15 protein-coding genes and 1 tRNA gene are annotated in these 21,511 nt (G+C 59.2%); 11 read left to right on the forward strand and 5 right to left on the reverse strand.

From position 1 onward, the window contains the following. Positions 1-57: 57 nt before the first annotated feature. Together AC6I1V_RS08465 and AC6I1V_RS08470 are read right to left on the reverse strand one after the other, a co-directional pair. The gene (locus AC6I1V_RS08465) at positions 58-771 is read right to left on the reverse strand and encodes a phosphatase PAP2 family protein (protein ID WP_302552890.1); all 714 of its coding nucleotides are present in this window, start codon (positions 769-771) and stop codon (positions 58-60) included. Positions 772-1,831: 1,060 nt separating this feature from the next. Further along, positions 1,832-3,448: a bifunctional metallophosphatase/5'-nucleotidase gene (locus AC6I1V_RS08470; RefSeq protein ID WP_486854536.1), complete on the reverse strand. Its 1,617-nt coding sequence runs from the start codon at positions 3,446-3,448 to the stop codon at positions 1,832-1,834. A 208-nt stretch (positions 3,449-3,656) separates the two neighbouring features. Between AC6I1V_RS08470 and AC6I1V_RS08475 the strand changes: the two genes are divergently transcribed. Further along, positions 3,657-4,448: an exodeoxyribonuclease III gene (locus AC6I1V_RS08475; protein ID WP_486854537.1), complete on the forward strand. Its 792-nt coding sequence runs from the start codon at positions 3,657-3,659 to the stop codon at positions 4,446-4,448. A 787-nt stretch (positions 4,449-5,235) separates the two neighbouring features. On the opposite strand, the gene AC6I1V_RS08480 is transcribed toward AC6I1V_RS08475, so the two are convergent. Then, positions 5,236-5,311, reverse strand: a tRNA-His gene (locus tag AC6I1V_RS08480). A gap of 311 nt (positions 5,312-5,622) precedes the next feature. Between AC6I1V_RS08480 and murA the strand changes: the two genes are divergently transcribed. The 10 genes from murA to AC6I1V_RS08530 all read left to right on the forward strand — a co-directional run bounded on the left by murA (position 5,623) and on the right by AC6I1V_RS08530 (position 17,269). Beyond that, complete coding sequence (murA, locus tag AC6I1V_RS08485) at positions 5,623-6,873, forward strand: UDP-N-acetylglucosamine 1-carboxyvinyltransferase (protein WP_302552893.1); 1,251 nt, start codon at positions 5,623-5,625, stop codon at positions 6,871-6,873. 74 nt (positions 6,874-6,947) lie between these two features. Beyond that, positions 6,948-8,612 carry a phosphoethanolamine transferase gene (locus tag AC6I1V_RS08490; RefSeq protein WP_497736962.1) on the forward strand — a complete coding sequence of 555 codons (1,665 nt, stop codon included), beginning with the start codon at positions 6,948-6,950 and terminating at the stop codon, positions 8,610-8,612. 221 nt (positions 8,613-8,833) lie between these two features. Next, positions 8,834-9,196 carry a molybdenum cofactor biosynthesis protein MoaE gene (locus tag AC6I1V_RS08495; RefSeq protein WP_302552894.1) on the forward strand — a complete coding sequence of 121 codons (363 nt, stop codon included), beginning with the start codon at positions 8,834-8,836 and terminating at the stop codon, positions 9,194-9,196. A gap of 153 nt (positions 9,197-9,349) precedes the next feature. Next, positions 9,350-10,192, forward strand: coding sequence for a TatD family hydrolase (locus AC6I1V_RS08500; RefSeq protein ID WP_486854539.1), 843 nt, complete (start codon positions 9,350-9,352; stop codon positions 10,190-10,192). Between the two features lie 577 nt (positions 10,193-10,769). Beyond that, positions 10,770-11,780: a PhoH family protein gene (locus tag AC6I1V_RS08505; protein WP_337431443.1), complete on the forward strand. Its 1,011-nt coding sequence runs from the start codon at positions 10,770-10,772 to the stop codon at positions 11,778-11,780. After that, a complete protein-coding gene (locus AC6I1V_RS08510; RefSeq protein WP_497736963.1) occupies positions 11,743-14,268 on the forward strand; it encodes an HD family phosphohydrolase in 2,526 nt (841 codons plus the stop codon). The genes AC6I1V_RS08505 and AC6I1V_RS08510 overlap by 38 nt, the downstream gene beginning before the upstream one ends. Further along, on the forward strand, positions 14,265-14,774 hold the full coding sequence (gene ybeY, locus AC6I1V_RS08515; protein ID WP_486854886.1) for an rRNA maturation RNase YbeY: 510 nt from the start codon (positions 14,265-14,267) through the stop codon (positions 14,772-14,774). The genes AC6I1V_RS08510 and ybeY overlap by 4 nt, the downstream gene beginning before the upstream one ends. 227 nt (positions 14,775-15,001) lie before the next feature. Further along, positions 15,002-15,319, forward strand: coding sequence for a TusE/DsrC/DsvC family sulfur relay protein (locus AC6I1V_RS08520; RefSeq protein ID WP_302552899.1), 318 nt, complete (start codon positions 15,002-15,004; stop codon positions 15,317-15,319). A gap of 404 nt (positions 15,320-15,723) precedes the next feature. After that, positions 15,724-16,746 carry an OmpA family protein gene (locus AC6I1V_RS08525; protein WP_302552900.1) on the forward strand — a complete coding sequence of 341 codons (1,023 nt, stop codon included), beginning with the start codon at positions 15,724-15,726 and terminating at the stop codon, positions 16,744-16,746. A gap of 73 nt (positions 16,747-16,819) precedes the next feature. Beyond that, entirely contained in the window at positions 16,820-17,269 is a 450-nt protein-coding gene (locus tag AC6I1V_RS08530) for a hypothetical protein (RefSeq protein ID WP_308771504.1), read from the forward strand. A 1,045-nt stretch (positions 17,270-18,314) separates the two neighbouring features. On the opposite strand, the gene selD is transcribed toward AC6I1V_RS08530, so the two are convergent. Next, positions 18,315-19,364 (reverse strand): selenide, water dikinase SelD, encoded by a 1,050-nt coding sequence (gene selD, locus AC6I1V_RS08535; protein WP_486854502.1) that lies wholly within the window; start codon positions 19,362-19,364, stop codon positions 18,315-18,317. 111 nt (positions 19,365-19,475) lie between these two features. Beyond that, positions 19,476-21,002 carry a YifB family Mg chelatase-like AAA ATPase gene (locus AC6I1V_RS08540; RefSeq protein WP_486854501.1) on the reverse strand — a complete coding sequence of 509 codons (1,527 nt, stop codon included), beginning with the start codon at positions 21,000-21,002 and terminating at the stop codon, positions 19,476-19,478. Positions 21,003-21,511: the final 509 nt, after the last annotated feature.

Below are 21,511 nucleotides of genomic sequence, written 5' to 3' on the forward strand. Positions count from 1 at the left end.
GGAGAGTGCGTTGTGGCATATGAACTGTTACGATTCCATGACAACCGAGGGAGAAGTTCAGGACAAATATTTATACTTAAACCTGTTAAGAGAAAAACTACGCAGCGCCCATGTGACAAGCAGGATGATCATCCATGCGCCGATCATTGTGAACAGCGTATGCGAGAGGAAATGCTGCCCCCGCAGCATCTGGTAGAATCCCATGCACCAGCCCGCGGCAAGCCCGGCCCCCAGGCCGGCCCACCGTGCCCGGCGCGACCGGAAGCAAAAGAACAGCATCATGAGCGCAAAACCGCCCGAAGCGTGCCCCGCCGGGAAGCACCTGCCGGGGGAACGGCCTTCATTGGCGGGGTTCCGGCATTCCAGCACGCCCTGATGGACGTATTCGCCCCCGAACGCCTCGATCTGCTTGGGGCAATAGACATTGGTGAACTGCTTTGCGCCGCCGAGCAGCATCGGGACAAGGGACAGGCTGAGGAGCAGCAACAGGCACCCCCTGCGGCATTCCGGCGGCAGGTTCCACCGTGCGCCGCCAAACACCCCGGCGATGCAGGCTATTCCAAGAGCCACCAGCAGGATTTTAGGGCCATCGTAGAAAAACCACGTCAGCCGGGTGTGGAGCGCGTTGGATACCATCCATTCATGCGTGGCGGAATCGAACCACAGGCGTTGGGCCGCCATATCCCAATCGGTATAGGATTCCATCAGCGCCACCAGCACGAGGAGCAGCGCCCCAAGGGAAAGCTGGGCGGCGATCATGCGTTTCGTCATGTGCCGAGAACCTCTTCTGACAGAGCGATACGCTTGATATACGGCGTGATTGTGACGATTTCGTGGCGGTGCGCCAAAGGGGAGGCCGAAAGGACGGGCAAAGCCGGAAAACAGGATGCGTACCGCCCGCTTTCGGCAGAAGGAGCCGCTGGCGGGTAGCCGATGCAAAGGAGCGTAGAGAAGAGAGAGAGAGAGAGAGAGAGAGAGAGAAGGCTCTGTCATGGCATGCGGTCGTTTCATCTCCACAGTGCGGTGGACATACAGCCTTTTTCTCCAGCTTTCCCATTGGCGGGATATGCGGCTAAGGCATCTTGCTGTTATTCCTTTGGGGCTTCAAAGAAGGCTGTGTTAAAGTTTCCGGCTGATACGGCAATCAGAGGTCGTTCATCTGCCCCTGTTTCAGCGGAACATTCTCTGCCGTGGAGACGGCCGCACTTCCAGCGCGGTGAAAGGTTCCCTCCGGCAACGGCTGACGGCGCTTCGTCTCGCGTGGCTTCGCCGCTCTCGACCGCGCTTCGCGGGACATTTGGCCGCTCCTCACCCCCTTCATGCCGCATTGCCATGCGGCGGGGGACGTCTTCAAAGTTCGCTGACGCTCGCGCCTCCGGCGGTTAAAGGAGCGTACTTCTCTTTATCAACCGTAAACTTGAACAGAGCCTCAAAGAAAAAGGCTCTGTCAGAGTATCAGGTTGTTTTATTTCAAAAGAATGCTGAAAATAGAGTTTTTTTCCCCAATTTTTCCGCTGACGGGCTCCATAATCGGAGCATTTTATCGGTTATTCCTTTGGAATTTCAGGAAATAAAGCATCAACCGCTTCCTATGGCACAGCCAAGAAAAAAGCATCAACCATTTTTATGGCACAGCCCCAAAAAGGAAAACAGGCTGTACCGGGAGACATTCGCCCTTTCGATGACTTTCTAAAAAATTCATTTTGTATTTCAGACAGTTGAAATGCAGCTTTCATTGCAAAAGCGAATGCCTCCGTATTGGGAGGAGGGGCCGTCCGGCGGATGTCCCCCAAAGGCCCTCTCCCCGGCGGGAATGCCGTTTCCCGTTTCGTCAGCGGAGAACCTGAATCCGTCCTCCGGGGCCGACCTCCACGGGGGCCTTGGCGATATAGTCGCGCAGGCATTCGCTATGGGCGCGGCCCGTGTACTGCCATCGTATTTTCTTGAAGGCGGCGAAACCGTCACCGCCCTCAGCCACATAGTCCACCGTGACGACGCGGTACACCGCTTCCGGGCGCAGAGGTTCCCAGCCGCCCGCCTTTGTACGGACGGACACGGCGGAAACGCGCTGTCCCGCCGGTTTCGCGGGTTCCACCGAATACGTGAGCCCCGCGACCTGAAGAAACCGCCCCGCCCCGCTTTCGTAGCCGGACGCCCCATGTTCAAGCGCCTCAGCCAGCTGTTTTCCGGTCAGGTCGCCGACAACAAGGGTGTTGTCGAACGGCATGGCCGTCAGCAGGTCGCCCATCGTGACCACGCCGGTATGCAGGGGGGAACGCACGGATCCGCCCACGGACAAGGCGATGGACGCGCCGCTATCCCGTGCCCCCCAGAGCAGGGAATCCACAAGGACGTCGCCGGACAAACATTCCTGCACGCGGCAGAGACGGGCATCTTCCTCAAGGTCAACCTGCCTCCCGCCCGTGTCCCCGGCAAGCAGAATCTTGCCTACGGGCTGTCCGATGAGCGACCGCAGCCGGGCGGCATAGCCCTCCAGCCGGGCGGAAAGCTCCGCATCGGGCGGAACGGCGACGTTCCGGCCATCCAGAACAATGGGTTCGCCGCTCCAGCGCCGTGCAACGCCCGCGTCGTTGAAATCCACCGTAATATGCCCAAGCAGCTTGCAGGAGGACGCCGCCGTCACGATCAGTACGGGCTCCCCGGACGGGGAGCGCTTCACAATGGGGTACGGCCCGGCGGCCTTGGGGTCCGTATTGGAAAGCAGGGAATGCGTATGCCCGCCGACGAACACATCGACGCCCTCCACCCGTTCCGCAAGGGCGCAGTCGGCGTCCAGCCCCAGATGGGTCAGTGCGATAATGATGTCCACCCCCTGCGCCCGGAGCGACGCGACCGCTTCGCGCAAGGCCGTTTCCGCCGGGCTGAACCGGGCTTCCTTACAGGGGGAGGCAAGGGAAGGCGTTTCCTCGTTGGCCAGCCCCACAATGCCGATCTTGCGGCCTTGGCGTTCCACGACAATCCACGGGCGCGTGAGCGGCCTGCCCCCGGATACGGGCGGAAGCGTCAGGTTGGCGGCCAGCACGGGAACGCGCGTCCGCTCCGCAAAACGCCTGAACTCGCCGCAGCCGTCATCGAACTCATGGTTCCCCGGCGTGAAGGCCGTATAGCCCAAGGCGTCAAGCATCTCCGCCGCCACGTCACCCTTGAACTGCGTATAGAACAGCGTCCCCTGAAATTCGTCCCCGGCATCAAGGAGCACCACATTCGGCTTTGCCGCGCGTACCGTATCCACGGCCTGCTTCAGGCGCACGCCGCCCCCGGCCCCGCCGGGGCACCGGGCCGCATAGCAGGCCGTCCCGTTTTCCGTCGTCCCGCCGTACATGGCATGGACATCGTTGGTATGCAGGATCGTCAGCTCAAACGCCTGTGATGGCGCCGCAAGGCACAGCAGGAGCAAAGCCGGCAACGGCAAGCGGATCTTCTTCATTCTTTTTTCCTTGTTGTGGGCGGGCCCCGCCGGCACGCAGCGCGTTTGACAATCGGCACGGGCAATGGAATCCTTCCGCGGAAAAGGCACGGCAGGGCTTTTCTGGAAACGCCCGCAAGCCCGGCAACATCCCCGAATACGGGGGCGAAAGCCTGAGGCCGCCGGATCCGTGCCTACCGGTTCCCTTTCCTTTTGCCAAGAGAAAACTATGGATACCATTCGCCTCGTTTCATGGAACGTCAACGGGTTCCGCGCCCTGAGCGGCAAGCCCGACTGGGACTGGTTCGCCACCACCGACGCCGATGTGGTGGCGCTTCAGGAAACCAAGGCCGACCCCGCGCAGATCGCCGAAGAACACCGCACCCCCGAAGGCTGGAATGCCGAATGGCTGGCCTCACAGGTCAAGAAGGGCTATTCGGGCGTCGCGGTCTTCTCGCGCCCAAAGGCCGCCCTCGAACCGCTCGCCGTACACCGCGAGCTCCCCGATCCCCGTTATCAGGGGGAGGGCCGCCTTTTGCACATCGAATACCCTGCGTTCCATTTCTTCAATGTCTACTTTCCCAACGGAACCAAGGACGACGGGCGGCTGGCCTATAAAATGGGCTATTACGACGCGTTCCTTGCCCATGCCGAAGAGCTGCGCCGCACCAAGCCCATCGTGGTCTGCGGCGACTTCAACACGGCCCACCGCCCCATCGACCTTGCCCGGCCCAAGGCCAATGAGGAAAACTCCGGCTTCCTGCCCATCGAGCGCGCTTGGGTGGATTCCTTCATCGCCGCCGGGTATGTGGACACCTTCCGCCGCGTCCACGGCGACGAGCCGCACCAATATTCGTGGTGGTCTTACAAACAGCGCGCCCGCGTCAACAACGTCGGGTGGCGCATCGACTACTTTTTCGTTTCGGAGGAATTGGCCCCGGCCATCCGGGACGCGTGGATAGAAAACAACGTCTATGGTTCGGATCACTGCCCCGTGGGGCTGGAATTGGCCATAGCATAGCGCGGACGGCGGAACCTCCGCATCATATGCGGGGATCAAAAACGATGCGCACGATAAAAAACGGAACACGGAGCCGCCGCGCCACCGGGTAGGCAACGGGGCGGCGGCTTCGTCCCTTTTCGGGGAAAACCGGAAGGCGCGGCAGGGGAAAGGAAGCCCTGCCAGAGCAAAAGATTGCCACTTCATTCCATGTAGTTAAGATAGATGCTGTAAAAAGCATCTTCACCGTTGGGCCCACCAGCAAACGTCTTCAAGAAACGCAATGCAATCAACAGCGGCTGTTTTTTATTAGGATGCCTCCGGCGGCAATATGAAATGGCATCACCCCAATGCGCTATGACAGGGCCAAAACGGAATGCGGAGCCGCCGCGCCACCGGGTAGGCAACGGGGCGGCGGCTTCGTCCCTTTTCGGGGAAGAACCGGAAGGCGCGGCAGGGGAAAGGAAGCCCTGCCAGAGCAAAAGATTGCCACTTCATTCCATGTAGTTAAGATAGATGCTGCAAAAAGCATCTTCACCGTTGGGCCCACCAGCAAACGCCTTCAAAAAACGCAATGCAATCAACAGCGGCTGTTTTTTATAGGATGCCTCCGGCGGCAATATGAAATGGCATCAACCCAATGCGCTATGACAGGGCCAAAACGGAATGCGGAGCCGCCGCGCCACCGGATAGGCAACGGGGCGGCGCTTCGTCCCTTTTCGGGGAAGAACCGGAAGGCACGGCGCGGGGGAAACGAGGGCAGAAATGAAAAAACCCTGCCGAAGCAGGGTCTTTCAAGACAAGTGAGTGGGGCGAATGATGGGACTTGAACCCACGGCCCTCTGGGCCACAACCAGATGCTCTGCCAACTGAGCTACATCCGCCACATGCAGCTGTGGTCTTTATATCAGAGCCACATTAACGTCAAGCCTTTCCGCAATATTTTTCCGATTTCCGCATTCCGGGGCATCCGGCGGGCCCGAATATGCTCCTTGACCAGCCAAGGAACCCGATAGTATCTTATATCCTTTCCCCAGCTTCCGCAAACGGATCGCGCCTGCGTCCCATCCGGTAGCTTCGGCAAGCTGTACGGTTTGCGCCACAAGCGGATCGCGCCGCATCCGCCCCTGCGCGGGGCACCCTCCATCCAACCGGCAACACCCGGCTTTTCCGGGCCCACATACAGGGACAGTTCATGGACAAACTGATCATCGAAGGCGGCGTTCCGCTGACCGGCGTCGTGCATGTGAGCGGCTCCAAAAACGCAGCCCTCCCCATCCTCATGGGCAGCATTCTGCTCGACGAACCCGTGACCTACACCAATGTCCCGGATCTGCGGGATATCCGCACCACCTTCAAGCTCCTTGAGCTGCTCGGCTGTCCGAACGCCTTTGAAAACGGGCAGGTCACCGTGACCCCCGGCGCGCTCAACCCCGAAGCCCCCTATGAACTGGTCAAAACCATGCGCGCTTCGGTGCTCGTGCTCGGCCCGCTGCTGGCCCGGCTCGGCGAAGCCCGCGTAGCCATGCCCGGCGGCTGCGCCATCGGAGCACGGCCCGTAGATTTGCACCTGTCCGCCCTTGAAAAGATGGGGGCGCGGTTCGATCTTGAGGACGGGTACATCCTCGGCCGCTGCCGCAAGCTCAACGGCGCGCACATCCATTTCGACTTCCCCACCGTCGGCGGCACGGAAAACCTGCTCATGGCCGCCGCACTGGCCGATGGCGAAACCATCCTTGAAAACGCGGCCCGCGAGCCTGAAGTCGTCGATCTTGCCCGCTTCCTCATCGCCTGCGGCGCACGCATCGAAGGCCACGGCACCAGCGTCATCCGCATTCAGGGCGTCCCGCGCCTCGGAGGGTGCACCTACCGCATCATGCCCGATCGCATCGAGGCGGGAACCCTCCTCGCCGCCGCCGGGATTACCGACGGCGAACTGCTGCTTACGGACTGCCCCTTTGAGGAGCTTGACGCCGTGATTGCCAAAATGCGCCAGATGGGCATGGAAATCGAACCCACCGCCGACGGCGTGCTGGCCCGCCGCTCCTGCGCCCTGCGCGGGGTGGACGTGACCACGCAGCCCTTCCCCGGCTTCCCGACGGACATGCAGGCGCAGATCATGGCCCTCATGTGCCTTTCCGAAGGTTCCGGGGTCATCAGCGAAACCATTTTTGAAAACCGGTTCATGCACGTGCAGGAACTCGTCCGCATGGGCGCGGATATCCGCCTTTCCGGGCACACCGCCGTCATACGCGGCGTCCAGCGCCTTACCGGGGCCCCGGTCATGGCCTCGGATCTCCGCGCCAGCGCCTCCCTCGTGCTCGCCGGGCTCGCCGCCAAGGGAACCACGACCGTACAGCGCATCTACCACCTCGACCGCGGCTATGAACGCATCGAAAACAAACTCAACGCCGTAGGCGCACGCATCCGCAGGGAAGCGGAGTAACGAAAAGAAAGGCGGGGAACTCCCCGCCTTTTCATACTCTTTAGGAATAGCGCAATATTGTAAGGAGTTCTTCCATGCTTCAGAGAGAGAGAGAGAGAGAGAGAGAGAGAGAGAGAGAGCCTTACCGCCAAACCCTCGTCGCACTCTTTGCCTTTTTGGCTGTCTTACTCTCCTGTTCGATAGTTAACGGGTACGTCCTCTTTTCCAGCCATGCAACCGCATCCGTCTTTAAATATGTAAGACGCGATATTCTGACAGTCCTTATTCTCACTCTCCCCATTTTAGTGCCCGGCTTCATTTCTACATGTTATGGCATACTGATTTATATGGCAGCGCTGGTTTTTACGCTTGCCAATGTCATTCACTTTTACTTGTATGAAATGCCAATCAGTCCATATGTCTTACATGTGCTCAACGAAACCTATCTTACAGAATCACTTGAGTTTATACAGCAATATTTTGATGCCGCAATAGTGCTCATCATCCTTTGCGGGATAGCCCTTACACTTTCCCTTTTCATGCTTTTCTTGAAAAATAAAAAAAGAAACTGGAAGCTATCCATCCTTATTGCCTTAATATTCATCAGTTTTTTTGGAATCGCCGTCTTTAAAGACGGATTTGAAAAGGTCCTTCGCTGGAATTATTATATACATTTTATTTACCTGTCTAAAGAAATAAGCTATGAAAAAGAACTTCTTAAAAAGTATATCGCTTCAGAGAAAAATATACCAAAAGATATTGCCTGCAATGCCTCTGAAAACCAGCTTCTTGTTGTCGTCATTGGAGAATCTTCAAACAGAAATCACTATAGCCTATACGGCTATCCAAGAAAAACCACTCCCCACCTTGACAAGATGGCAAAAGAACTCCTTATATTCAATGATGTCATTTCACCACATGCACATACCTCTGCATCTTTGTCCAAAATCATGACGTTCCGCAGCCATACGGAAAAAGATCCCCGGTGTACGGTAGTTGACGTCTTCAATGAGGCTGGCTTTTCTACCGTCCTTTTATCAAACCAAGCCTATTTAGGCATATTTGAAACTGCCACAAGCGCCTTGTTTGTCGCTTGTAAAACCAAATATTATAGCAATATACAATCCACGTCATCTTATCAGTCCGCATATTACGACGATGTGTTGCTTGAACAATTTGAAAAACAGCTTTCCCAAAAAGGGAAACGTGTTGTCTTTTTACACCTCCTCGGCAACCACGGGAAATATGAAGCTCGTTACCCACACGATTTTTCATATTTTCATGACGCTCCACCCTATGGAAAAGCAGAGCAGTTTTCTACCATCAATCATTATGATAACAGCATCAGGTTTACCGATTTTATCCTTTCTCAGATCATCAGCAAGTTAAAAATGCTCAACAGGCCATCCGCCATGATCTACTTCTCGGATCATGGGGAAGCCATGTATGAAGATGGGCATACCGCCGGGCATGCGGAGACGGCAAAATCCCGCTTTATGTTTGAGGTTCCGTTTATTGTATACCTCTCGCCGGCCTACCGTGAGCAACGCCCTGACTTCGCCGGAGAGCTGTCAAAATATACCAACCGCCCTTGGCAAACAGATAACCTGAATTATTCGTTGTTTACACTGGCAGGGATCACATTTAAAGATTTCCGGTCAGAACGGGATATTTTTTCACCTGATTTTGTTCCGACCAAACGGTTCCTTGCGAAAGATGACTATGACGTGCTCTTTCCAGAGCCTTTCGTATTTCAATAACAACTTTGACAAAATCTCCCCATAAGGAAAGGCTGTGTCATAGAAAATGGTTGATGCTTTTTTCCTTGAAGTTCCAAAGGAATAACAAACTGCCTTAGCCATAAATTCCACCAATGGGAAACCGAATAAAAAGTCTGTATTTTCATCATATTACAAAATTAAACAACCATATACTATGACAGGGCCTAAGGAAAAGCCGTCCCTAACCACAGGAGAAAACGATGGATACCACAAAGATTCTGGCCGACCTCAAGAAGCGTCCCGGCTTTGCCGAAAACGTGGGCATGGTGCTGGTGCACAACGGCGTCGTGCGCGGGTGGGCGCGGGCCGACCATGCGCCCGTGAAATCCATGAAAGTCTCGCATGACCGCGCCAGGATGGACGCCATCTGCCGCGAGCTGGAACAGCAACCCGGCATCTTCTGCATCCATGCCGAAGCCGTGGAAGGCGAACTGAAGCCCGGCGACGACGTGTTGTTCCTCGTCGTGGCCGGGGACATCCGCGAACACGTCAAGGCGACGTTCTCGGAACTCCTCGACCGCATCAAGGCCGAGGCCGTGATCAAACAGGAATTCACCGAGTAAGCCTGTTCGGGAAAGCCCCGCCCCGTTTTGCCGTATTGAAGCCGGGGCAGGCGCTTTCCCGTGCAGCGCGACGGCAAAAGCCGCAATCCTCCACGGGCCTTGACGCGACATACGGCGGCAAGGCCCCAAAAAATGCCCTCAAGGGGCCTTTCCATGAGCAAGAAAAAAGATACGCCGCGTCCGCTTCCCGATACGCTCGGCCTTCCCCCCACAGGGGCCGACTCCCATGCCCACCTCGACTCAGAGGGAATCATCGAACGGCTTCCCGAAGTTATGGAACGGGCCCGGAACGCGGGCCTTGCCTCCATCGGGCAAGTGTTCCTCGGCCCCGCCGCATACCACGCGAACAAGGACACATTCGCCGGCTATCCCGGCGTGTTCTTCCTGATGGGCATCCACCCCTGCGACGGGCAGGAATGCACCGGGGCCACCCTCAAGGCCATGCGCGAAGCCTTTGCCGATGATCCCCGGCTGCGGGCCGTCGGTGAAATCGGCCTCGATTTTTACTGGAAGGACTGCCCGCCCTTCATTCAGGAGGAAGCCTTCCGCGTCCAGCTCGCCCTCGCCAAGGAAACGGATCGACCCGTGGTCATCCATTCGCGCGACGCGGCAAAGGACACCCTGCGGATTCTGGAAGCCGAAGGCTTCGCCGGGCGCCCCGTGCTGTGGCACTGCTTCAGCGGCGACGCCGTGGAGTTCCTTGATCGTTTCCTTGCCAACGGCTGGCACCTTTCCATCCCCGGCCCCGTGACCTACCCCGCCAACCACAGCCTGCGCGAAGCCGTAAAGCGCATCCCGCCGGATCGCCTGATGGTCGAAACCGACTGTCCCTATCTTTCGCCCGTTCCGTGGCGGGGCAAGCCCAATGAACCGGCGCTCGCCGCCTTCACCGCCGAAACCGTGGCCCTTGAGCGCGGCATGGCCCCCGCCGAACTCTGGACGCTCTGCGGCGACAACACCCGGCGCTTCTTCAATGCACCCGACAAGGGGCTATAACCGGCTACCCCCTTAACAATCTCCAACAAACGCCCATACTGCCGCCACCGCCGCGAAGCGTTTCAGCCCCAAACGGGCCGGGGCCACACCGGAGCCATGCCATCCCTCCCCGCTTCCCTTCCATCCCCGACAGCCCTCCGCGCCATCCCTCCCTGAAAGCCGGAAAGCCTTCGCTGACGGAAACACCCGACCGCCCGGCGCGCCGCCCCCTCCCCAAACGCTTGGGGATGAACCCGTCGCCCGTCCCCGACCGCCCGGCGCGCCGCCACCCCCTTGAACAGGGATTCGATAAACCCAAAAGTCTTTGAGGGATGAGGGGAGGGGGGAAGGGGGCTTTCTTCAGAAAGTCCCCTTCTCCCCTCCCCCGCATTATCAACCCTCCCACACGAAACAAGGAACCGTAGACGCTTCGTCGCAAATACGATAGGTTCAACCTACCTTGTATGCAGGCAACGCCACGGATGGGAAAGCGGCGTTCCGCGGCAGGGCATTCCCGAACTGCCGGACGGCCCGCCGCCCGTGCAGCGGATCCGACAAACCGTCCCCTCCGGCGGCCTGAGGCCGCCTCTCTGAGCTTATGCAAAAACCCGCATCGTCAACGGCCTTTGTGGAAACCCTGTCCTTTGATGACCCGACATTGGCCAATGCCCTGTTCGGGCCGCACAACGCCCACCTCAACGCCATCGCCGAGCGCACCGGGGCGGATCTCTCCACGCGGGGGGCCACGCTGTCCGTGGCGTCCGACGACCCCGCGCTGCGCGAACGCATCCTGAACCTGTTCACCCAGTTTTACGGCCTGCTGCGAAGCGGGCACGCGCTCCAAAGCTCCGATCTGGAACAGGGGCTCCAGATCCTTGAAAGCGATCCGGGCTCGGATCTGCGCCGCTCGTTCCGCGATGAGGCCGTGCTCTCCCTGCCCAAGAAGACCGTCACCGCCCGCAACGCCGCCCAGCGCGCCTACCTGGAAACGCTGCGCAGCAACGAAATGGTCTTCTCCGTGGGCCCGGCCGGAACCGGCAAGACCTACCTTGCCGTGGCGATGGCCGTACATATGCTCAACACGCGGCGGGTGCGCCGCATCATCCTGACCCGCCCCGCCGTCGAAGCGGGCGAGAAGCTCGGCTTCCTTCCCGGCGATCTCGCCGAAAAGGTCAACCCGTACCTGCGCCCCCTCCACGACGCCCTGCTTGATATGCTTGGGCCCCAGAAGATGGCTTCGCTTCAGGAAACGGGCATCATCGAAGTCGCGCCGCTGGCCTTCATGCGCGGCAGGACGCTGAACGACGCGTTCATCATCCTTGATGAAGCGCAGAACACCACGCGCGAACAGATGAAAATGTTCCTGACCCGCCTCGGCTTCGGCTCACGGGCGGCGATCACCGGCGACATCACCCAGATAGACCTGCCCGCTCAGGGCGAGGACAGCACGTCCCGTTCCGGTCTGGTACATGCCCTGCATGTCCTTAAAGGCGTCAAAGGCGTTGCTTTCCGGCACTTCACTTCCGCCGACGTGGTACGCCACCCACTGGTCGGGCGAATAGTACAGGCCTATGATGACTACGAGAAATTCCCCTCTTCGCATCAATGAGCTTTCCCGGATAACACGGACGCTGTTCCGGCAGCACCATCACGGCACGGGGCTTGCCGTCCTGATCGCCACCCTGTTCGTGCTCTCGTTCCTGGCGGGCCTCCAGCCGCCCATGCAGTTCCGGGTGTTCATGGCCGGGGAGGTGGCCGACAGCGATGTCGTCGCGCACCGCAGCCTGACGGTGGAGGACACCGAGGCCTCCAAGCTCAAGCGCAATCAGGTCGCCATGCTCCAGCCTACGGTGTTCGACCTCAGCGTGACCGAAATCGCCGCGCTGCGGCAGAAGATTTTCGGCATACTCAAGCTGATCAACGGGCAGGAGGCCTCCCCGGAGGCACAGGACGCCTTGCGCGCTTCGCTTGCGGAAAAACTCGCGACGCCGGTCAGCACGGATCTGCTCGCCCAATGGATGAGCCCCGCCGTACAGGAATACATCCTCTCCACGGGCCTGCCGTGGTTTGAAGACCGCCTGCGCGAGGGCGTGGTGGGCGACGTGCGCCTTGCCCTGCCCTCCAAGAACGGGATCATCGTCCGCGACGTGGACACAAAGGCGGAAACCCTGCGCCCCAACGTGTCGGATATCCGTGACGTGCCCGCCGTGCTCGCGGCCTTCACGCAGAAGCTGCGCTCCGCCGAAAAGCTCACCCCGCAGGGCCGCCGCGCCGTGCTGGTCCTGTTCTCGCCGCTGATCATGCCCACCCTCACCCTGAACCGCGAGGCCACGCAATCCCTCGGCAATGCGGTGGCCCAGACCGTGGAACCCGTCTACTACCATATCCAGAAGGGCGAAGTCGTGGTTTATCAGGGCGAGCGGGTCACCCGCGAGAAGCAGCTCAAGCTCCAGAGCCTCTACCAGAAGCAGGAGGGGCTGATCCATTCGCGCACCGTGGCGGGGACATTCGTCTTCTCGCTTATCCTGACGCTCGGCCTGTTCATGGCCCCAAGCGGAAAACCAGGCACCCCCCTAAGGAAAAAAGACTTTCTGTTCATATCGCTGCTGGTGTTCACCTTCGGCATCGCGGCGAAAGGCACCTATATGCTCGTGGGCAAAGTCGTCCAGCCGCAGGACATCGCCCTCGTCATCCACTTCTTCCCCGTGGCGGGCGCCGCGGGGCTGTGCGCGCTCATCTTCGCGGCCCGGCGCTATTGCGTGGTGGGCCTGCTGATATCCCTGTTCGCCTGCGTCATGCTCAAGGCCGACCTGCCGCTGTTTTTATTCTTCTTCCTCTCCGCCATGCTGAACACCTGGCTCGTCATCCGGGCGCAGAGCAGGCAGGACGTGGTCATCGGCATCATCCCGCTGGCGCTTGGGCAGATCGTCATTGCCCTCGGCAGCGGCTGGCTGGAGGGTTTCCGGGGCGGCAACACGTTCCTGTGGCTCTTCGGCATCGTTTCCCTCAACGCCTTCATTTCCATAGCCATCCTGTTCGCCATCAGCCCGATCATCGAAATGGCCTTCCGGTACACCACCCGGTTCCGGCTCATGGAGCTGATGAACCTTGAACAGCCGCTTCTCCAAGACCTCATGGTGGCCATTCCGGGAACCTACCATCACTCGCTGGTCGTCTCCAACATGGTGGAGGCCGGGGCCAAGGCCGTGGGCGCGAACAGCCTGCTGTGCAAGGTCGCGGCCCTGTACCACGACATCGGAAAACTGGCCTATCCCGACTATTACATCGAAAACCAGTTCAACGGCCCCAACCGGCACGACAAGCTGGCTCCGGCCATGAGCGCTCTCATCCTGCTTTCGCACGTCAAAAAAGGTTCGGAACTCGCCGCGCAGCACCATTTGGGCGATGAAATCGGGGACATCATCCGCCAGCACCACGGCACCGGGCTGATCAAGTTTTTCTACGCCAAGGCCAAGGAATTGGGCGAAAATCCCCGCATTGAGGACTATTGCTACCCCGGCCCGCGCCCGCAGACCCGCGAAGCGGCCATCGTCATGCTTGCGGACGCGGTGGAGGCCTCCAGCCGTACGCTCACCGATCCCACGCCCGCGCGCATCAAAACGCATATCGACACGATTATGAAGGGGATCTTCTCCGAAGGCCAGCTTGACGAATCCGAACTGACATTCAAAGACCTTCATAAGCTCTCGGAGAGCTTCGCCCGTATCCTGACGGGGCTTTTCCATCAGCGTATCGCCTACCCCGACTTGAACAAGGACAAAAAAACGGCCTGCGACAAACCCGAACAGGCCAAGATGCAAGCCAAGCCCGAAGAAAAGCCGGAGCAGCGCCCCGACGCCAAGCGCACGGCCCTCTACGCGGCCTCCAGCATGATGCCGGGTCCCTCCGGTACGACGGCAGCCGCAAACGGGCCGGGGCAGCAGGGCGCGGCGGCTCCGGCGGAGCCCCACACGCCCGTGCCCCCTCCAGCGAATCCGGGCACGCCCATTGACCTTGTCTATCCCGTCGTTCCCGGCCAGCCGAAACCCGCCGACAAAGGGCCGCTGACCATGAAGCCCACGGGGAAACGCCCATGAGCACACACGCCCCCTTTATGCCGGGCCAAACCGATGCCCCCGCCGCTCCCGGCAACCTCCGGCTCAACCTTTCCGGCGGCGGGCTGTGCTGGCGGCTCCCGTTCTGCAGGGCGGAACTGCACCGGGCGCTCTCGGCCATGCTCCGCGCCGCAGGTTCCGGGCCTGCGGAGCTGGATCTCATCCTTGTGCGCGATGCGGGCATGGCGGGCTACAACCTGCGGTACATGGGTTGCCACGGCCCCACCAATGTCTTATCTTTCCCAATAGACGAGCAGATCGCCGGGCCGGGGGGCGAAGGCGCCCCCGTCCAGCTCGGAAGTCTCGTCTTTTCCGTCGACACCCTGCACCGGGAAACGCTCCTGTACGGGCAAGAGCCCAAGGAACATTGCCTCAGGCTTCTCGCCCACGGGCTCGGGCATCTGGCCGGCTACGACCACGGCCCGGAAATGGACGGATTGTGTTCCGAAATGCTCTCAGCGGCACTGGCTTGGCTGAATGCCCAATGAAGAGCAAAAGGGGAACAACTGCTTGCCATTTCCATAACGCTGTGATAGATGCCCTCCAATATGGAAGCGCCTCAGATGTGCCCCCACACATCCGGCTGCTTTCTGCGGGCTCTGCACTGGGGTCCGTCGAGTGGTGAGTGATTCCATCAGATTTTTCGATTTCATTCTGTATGGAAAAGCGTGACAGGGTTTCCTAGTCACATAAACTGTCCAAGGAGGACGCACACATGGCTGAAGTCACCTACAAGGGTAAAACCTTCGAAGTTGATGAAGACGGCTTCCTGCTCAAGTTCGATGAGTGGTGCCCGGAATGGTTGGAATACGTGAAGGAATCCGAAGGGATTACCGAACTGAACGAAGACCATCAGAAGATTCTTGACTTCCTTCAGGACTACTACCGCAAGAACGGGATCGCTCCTATGGTGCGCATCCTGTCCAAGAACACCGGCTACAAGCTGAAAGAAGTGTACGAACTCTTCCCCTCCGGCCCCGGCAAGGGGGCCTGCAAGATGGCTGGTCTGCCCAAGCCCACCGGCTGCGTGTGATCCCATCTTAGGGAAGATGACGCGCCGTAAAGCCTTTCGGCAAGCGGCTGCGTAGGCATTGTTCCCATACAGGGCGAGAGGTTTTCTCTCGCCCTGTTTTTTTATTGCCATCTCTCATTGAAAAGACCCTGTTTCGGGAAAAAAATACAAGTAAGGCTCTTTACCTTTGCACAACCCACAGGTAGAGTCTCAGTCAAGTGAATATGGCAATGCCGAAAGAACGGTTTCGCCGGCCGGATGACGTTATGAGGATGCCCGGCCGGGACGACATTGCAGCACCTCCTGAGCAAGGGAAAGGCCAAAGGGCCTTGCCGCACATATTCGCTGTCAATTTTTGCAGGACGCTTTGCCCTTGCCGCTCCGGCCGGGGTGAAAACGCCTAACTCAAAGAAACGGAGGCTCACATGAAATTTTCCCGTTCTATTGTCCTCGCCGTCGCCCTGATTTTCGCTTGGGCTACGGCCGGTTTTGCGGCCCACTCGGTCGAAATCTGCCAGAAGCGCATTGAAAGCTTCAACTATCTGGTGGACTACTCCGGCTCCATGATGATGAACTTCCCCTCCGTCGGCAAGACCAAGATGGCCGTTGCCAAGGAAGTCATCAAGCGCGTCAACGCCGTGGTGCCCGATCTCGGCTATCAGGGCGGCCTGTACACCTTCGCCCCTTACGGCGCGGTCGTGAATCAGGGCCCGTGGGTTCCCTCCACCCTCGCCGCCGGCGTCGACAGCCTGAAGGACAACCTCGAAACCTTCGCCCGCTTCACGCCCATGGGCGACGGCATCCAGGCCCACAACGGCATCATCAGCCAGATGACCCCGCGCGCTGCCGTCATCCTCGTGAGCGACGGTGAAAGCAACCGCGGCATCAGCGCCATCGACGAAGTCAAGGCCATCTACGCCGCCAATCCGAACGTCTGCTTCCATGTGATCTCCGTTGCCTCCTCCCCCGAAGGCCAGGCCACTCTGGACGCCATCGCGGCCCTCAACGCCTGCTCCGTCTCCGTCAAGGCCATCGACCTTCTCAAGAGCGACGCCGCCGTCGACAAGTTCGTGGGCGATGTGTTCTGCCAGGAACGCGTGGCCGTCGTTGAAGACGTTGTCGTCCTCCGCGGCGTCAATTTCGCCTTCGACAAGTATGACCTGACCTCCGAAGCTCAGGGCATCCTGAACGAAGCCGCCCGCATCATTATGGAACACCCGGACATGAAGGTGCAGCTCCTCGGCTGGACCGACAGCATCGGCACCGACGCTTACAACCTGAAGCTCTCCCAGCGCCGCGCCGACGCCGTGAAGAACTATCTCGTTACGCAGGGCGTGCCCGCCAGCCGTATGATCGCCATCGGCAAGGGCAAGTCTTTCCGCTATGACAACAATACGGAAGAAGGCCGGTACATGAACCGCCGCACCGAACTGGTCTTCATGGACTAGTACGCAGGCAACAATCAACAAAGGCCCGGCGGAGTCCCGTCGGGCCTTTTGTGCTCAAGAGGATCTTTCCCCAATGCAGTTAATCAAGAAATCCGCACTGTTCGCTCTGGTTCTTTCGTCCTCCCTGATCTGCGGCCAACAGGTTCAGGCCGCTAAGCCCAGCGCCGCCCCCGCTCAGGAAACCACCCTTGAAGTGAAGGCCAAACTCGACGCTTTCGCCAAGAACCATGTGGCCCGCGCCAACGACACCCTGAAGAACAACCGCAAAAACATGCTGGTGACCAAGCAGGGCAAGGGCTATGTGGCCCGTTATACGGAAGTGGACGCCTCCACCATGACCACGGAAATCTATCCCGGCAAGGGCCCCGGCTGCGAATATGTGGGCCACATCGTGTATCTTGAAAAGGTATATGAATGCACCGGCAAGACCATCTCCGAGGCCAAGACGGGCACCTTCACGGCCCCGAAAGCCCGCCGCATCCGCGAACTGACCCGTTATGACGGCAAGAAATGGATCTACTAGCTGAATGAGCCGGGGCGCTGCCCCGGAACCCCGGCAGGGTTCCGCCCTGCACCCGCCGGGGGGAATGATTCCCCCCGGCCCCCTCAAAAAGCATAGGAAAAGGCCGGACGGCAATGCCGTCCGGCCTTTTCATATGCTTTGGCGGCGCAAAACCTTACTTTTTAGCTCTGTTATAGTTTGTGATTGTTTCATCTCTATACTGTGTTAAAAATACAACCTTTTTCTCCGTTTTTCCCCTTGGCGGGAGCCACGGATAAGGCATTTTTCCGGTTATCCCTTTGGAGCTTCAAAGAAAAAAGCATCAACCATTTTTATAACACAGCCTACTTTTTTATAGGCTCTGTCATAGTATGTGGCTATTTCATCTCCAAAGTACGGTGAAAATACGGTCTTTTTATCCAGTTTTCCCATTGGCGGAATCTAGAGTTAAGGTATTTTGCTGATTATTCCTTTGGAACTTCAAGGAAAAAGGCATCAGCCATTTTCTAGGACACAGCCTTTTTATAAAGGCCATGCCGCAACAAATCGATATTTTAGAGCAAATGAACTTTAAAAATGTACAATTTTAAAGTTTAAGACACGCCCGCTCCGGCATTGAACAACGCAAATACATTGCGCTTACACCTTCGCAACAACCGCCTGCTTCCCGCAGTCGGAAGAGTATTTTCAACATAAAAACGCTCTAGGTTGTGTCGTCATTTTACATATAATTATTTGAAATTATTGCAAACAATCTTTTTACAACCTTAAAAAATAGTTACATAATTTCAACAAATTATATTTAATTGCCGACACAAACTAAGGCATATTCACACTATGCTGAATTTTTCCAATGGCTGAAGCGGGTTGCAAGGAACATTCAGCATGCTAGAAATTAGATATAACCATTTGTAAAAATATATTTATTCTTTATTTGTATGGGCACACCCCAGCGTGCGGCCTCCCCACCACTCGAAAGTCTTAGGAGGAGAGGGGGAGGTGCAGGAGGGGGAGAGGAAGCCCTTCTTCAGAAGGGTTCCTCTCCCCCTCCTGCTGCCTTCACCCCTCAGCTCAAAAGAAGCTGAGGGCCGTCCCTCAAGGGCAAAACGCGCCCGATAAGCCACGCGGGTTCACCGAGGGCGGCAAGACGCTCCTGAGCCTCCTCCACGCGCTCCTGAGGCACAGCCAGCACCAGCCCCCCGGACGTCTGCGCGTCGAATACGAGGGTGGCCCTCAGGCTGTCCACACCGGGGCCCACATGCGTGCGGCAGGAACAATGCCTGCGGTTGGCGTAACTGCCTGCGGGGATCAGGCCGTCAGAGGCGAACTCCTCCACATTGTCGATAAACGGCAGCGAGGCGGTATCCACCTCGACGACGGCTTGGGAACCCCGCGCCATCTCCAGCAGGTGCCCGCCGAGCCCGAACCCCGTGATATCCGTCGCGGCCTTGAGGTTCATGGCCCGCAGCACTTCGGCGGCGTTCGCATTCAGATGGGTCGCCCAACGGTAGAGATCGGCTTCGGCCTTGTCGCTGCCGTCCCACTGCGCCTTGATTGCGGTCGCCAGCACGCCCGTGCCGAGCGGCTTGGTCAGCACGAGCGCATCTCCGGGGCGCAGCCCCGCATTGCTGGCTACGGCGTCAGGAGCCACATAGCCGGTCACGGACAGGCCGTATTTGATTTCCGCGTCTTCCAGCGTATGCCCACCGGCAAGCACGGCCCCGGCCTCGGCGATTTTTTCAAGGCCGCCCGCCAAAATCTCGGCAAAGACCTCCAGCGGCACATCCTGAGCCGGGAACGCCGCGATATTCATCGCCGACCACGGAAACCCTCCGACGGCGTACACGTCCGAAAGCGCGTTCGCCGCCGCAACCTGACCGAACAGCCGGGGATTGTTTCCGAGAGGGCTCAGCACATCCACCGTCTGCACCAGCGCCATCCCCGCAGGCGGCGTGCGGAGGATCACGGCGTCTTCATTGTGCTCGAAACCGTGCAACACGCGCCCCTCCGGATCCGGTACCCCCGGCAGGGACGACAATACCTGCTCCAGCAACTCTGGAGCCGTCTTCGCCGCTCAGCCGGCGGCCCTGGCTTTGTCCATCAGTCTGAACGACATGACATGCTCCTTGAATGAAGGTTGATGATGGAAAAACGAAACAATGAGGGGAACGCACGGCCCGTGCCAGCTTCCCCTCAGACAGCCCATCCCCGCCGTTTGGGGGAGGGCCTAGAGATCTTCCCTGTCCAGCACGCGGCAGCCTATGGCCTCAGCCAGATGGGGAACCCCGATGGATTCCGCCCCGGCGAGATCCGCAATCGTCCGGCTTATCCGCAAGATCCGCGTATAGGCGCGGGCGGAAAGCGCCAGCCGCCGCACGGCTTCCCGCAGGAAAGCCCTTTCCGGCGCTCCCATGCGGCAGTGCTCCTCAAGAAGGCTGCCGAAAAGATCGGCATTCGTCCGGCAATAGGGAACCTCCGCATAGCGCGCTTGCTGCACGGCCCGCGCAACAAGCACACGTTCGCGCATCCGGGCCGACGTCACAGGCGAGGCCCCTGCCTGCAACTCCTCATACGGCACGGCGGGCACGTTGATGTGCAGGTCGATGCGATCCAGAAGCGGCCCGGAAAGCCGCGACCGATACCGCCGGATCAGCCCCGGCGAACAGACGCACGTATGCCGGGGATCGGTAGCATAGCCGCAAGGGCACGGGTTCATGGCCGCCACCAGCATACAGTCAGCCGGAAAGGTTACCGAATGCGCCGACCGGGATACCGTCACCGTACCGCCCTCAAGCGGCTGCCGGAGCATGTCGAGCGTATTCTTGCCGTATTCCGGCAGCTCGTCGAGAAACAGCACGCCCCGGTGGGCGAGAGAAACTTCGCCGGGCCGGGGATACATCCCGCCGCCGACCAGCGCCGCATCGGATACCGTGTGGTGCGGTTCGCGGAAGGGCCGCTCGGATACGAGCCCCTTGCCGCCGAGCATCCCCGCCACGCTGTAGATTTTGGTCACTTCCAGCGCCTCATCCGGCGCAAGGGGCGGGAGTATGGACGGGATGCGCTTGGCGAGCATGGTCTTGCCGCTTCCGGGCGGGCCGATGAGCAACAGGTTGTGCGCGCCCGCCGCCGCAATTTCGATGGCCCGCTTGGCATGCTCCTGCCCTTTGACGTCAGCGAAATCCAGAATCCCCCGCGCAGGGCCGGCATCAGATACGGGCGGCGCGGCGGGCGTCAGCTCGCATTCGCCCGTGAGGAAGCGCACGGCTTCGTCCAGCGTCGCCGGGCCATAGACGGGAAGCCCCTTGACCAAGGCCGCTTCAGAGGCGTTTTCCGGGGCGGTGACGATGCCCTTTGCGCCTTCGTTCCGGGCCAATATGCCGAGCGGCAGGATACCGGGCACAGGCTTGATGGCGCCGCCCAGCGAAAGCTCACCGGCGAGGAACCAGCCCTCCAGCCGTTCCGCAGGCAAGATGCCCGCCGCGCCCAGCAAAGCCACAGCCAGCGGCAAGTCATAGGCGCTTCCGGCCTTCCGGCGATCCGCAGGCGCCAGATTGACGGTGATGCGCGCCGCAGGCAGCGTGAACCCGCACGAACGCATGGCCGCGAACACCCGTTCCTTGGCTTCGCGTACGGCGCCTTCCGCAAGCCCAACCATCACAAAGGCAGGCATCCCCTTCCGCAGGAAATCCACTTCCAGATCCACCCGGAAGGCGTCCACGCCCTGCAACGCCCCACATGCCAGCCTGACGATCATACTTTATCCTTTACCCAGTGTCTCCGGCGGGCCCGTATACATATGGCACCCGTCCCGCCCAGCGTCGGGGCAAACGCCAACGCCCCATGCACAATATCCGCCCCAAAACTAGCATACAACCGCCAAGCAAGACAAACGGCCGCCTGCGCGCCGGACGGCCCTCCTTTTCCCCCTTCACCGCAGGCCGCTTTTTTCCACGCCCATCCCAAAGGCTCTCCCATAAAAAAAGCTCTGTTATAGTATGTGGTTGTTTCATCTCCACCGTGCGGTGAAAAATAGAGCTTTTTTTCCAGTTTTCCCCTTGGCGGGATCCACGGCTAAGGTATTTTTCCGGTTATCCCTTTGGAGTTTCAAGGAAAAAAGCATCAACCATTTTCTATAACACAGCCTAAAAAAAACGCCCGGACGGCATCGTCCAGACGCGGCCCGCCGGGAAAACCGGCGGCAACGGCCCGATAAACGGGGAGCCTTTGGAAAGGCACGGGCCAGCCCAACGGTTTCGGGAAGGG

The organism is Bilophila sp. T19-St14 (assembly GCF_059728385.1).

What these genes read in the sequence shown, in the direction of transcription:
- ybeY (WP_486854886.1), top strand. Translation starts at nt 14,265, where the DNA reads ATGAGCACACACGCCCCCTTTATGCCGGGCCAAACCGATGCCCCCGCC.
- AC6I1V_RS08530 (WP_308771504.1), top strand. Translation starts at nt 16,820, where the DNA reads ATGCAGTTAATCAAGAAATCCGCACTGTTCGCTCTGGTTCTTTCGTCC.
- AC6I1V_RS08525 (WP_302552900.1), top strand. Translation starts at nt 15,724, where the DNA reads ATGAAATTTTCCCGTTCTATTGTCCTCGCCGTCGCCCTGATTTTCGCT.
- AC6I1V_RS08495 (WP_302552894.1), top strand. Translation starts at nt 8,834, where the DNA reads ATGGATACCACAAAGATTCTGGCCGACCTCAAGAAGCGTCCCGGCTTT.
- AC6I1V_RS08520 (WP_302552899.1), top strand. Translation starts at nt 15,002, where the DNA reads ATGGCTGAAGTCACCTACAAGGGTAAAACCTTCGAAGTTGATGAAGAC.
- AC6I1V_RS08490 (WP_497736962.1), top strand. Translation starts at nt 6,948, where the DNA reads ATGCTTCAGAGAGAGAGAGAGAGAGAGAGAGAGAGAGAGAGAGAGCCT.
- AC6I1V_RS08540 (WP_486854501.1), bottom strand. Translation starts at nt 21,002, where the DNA reads ATGATCGTCAGGCTGGCATGTGGGGCGTTGCAGGGCGTGGACGCCTTC.
- AC6I1V_RS08470 (WP_486854536.1), bottom strand. Translation starts at nt 3,448, where the DNA reads ATGAAGAAGATCCGCTTGCCGTTGCCGGCTTTGCTCCTGCTGTGCCTT.
- murA (WP_302552893.1), top strand. Translation starts at nt 5,623, where the DNA reads ATGGACAAACTGATCATCGAAGGCGGCGTTCCGCTGACCGGCGTCGTG.
- AC6I1V_RS08465 (WP_302552890.1), bottom strand. Translation starts at nt 771, where the DNA reads ATGACGAAACGCATGATCGCCGCCCAGCTTTCCCTTGGGGCGCTGCTC.
- AC6I1V_RS08475 (WP_486854537.1), top strand. Translation starts at nt 3,657, where the DNA reads ATGGATACCATTCGCCTCGTTTCATGGAACGTCAACGGGTTCCGCGCC.
- AC6I1V_RS08505 (WP_337431443.1), top strand. Translation starts at nt 10,770, where the DNA reads ATGCAAAAACCCGCATCGTCAACGGCCTTTGTGGAAACCCTGTCCTTT.
- AC6I1V_RS08500 (WP_486854539.1), top strand. Translation starts at nt 9,350, where the DNA reads ATGAGCAAGAAAAAAGATACGCCGCGTCCGCTTCCCGATACGCTCGGC.
- AC6I1V_RS08510 (WP_497736963.1), top strand. Translation starts at nt 11,743, where the DNA reads ATGATGACTACGAGAAATTCCCCTCTTCGCATCAATGAGCTTTCCCGG.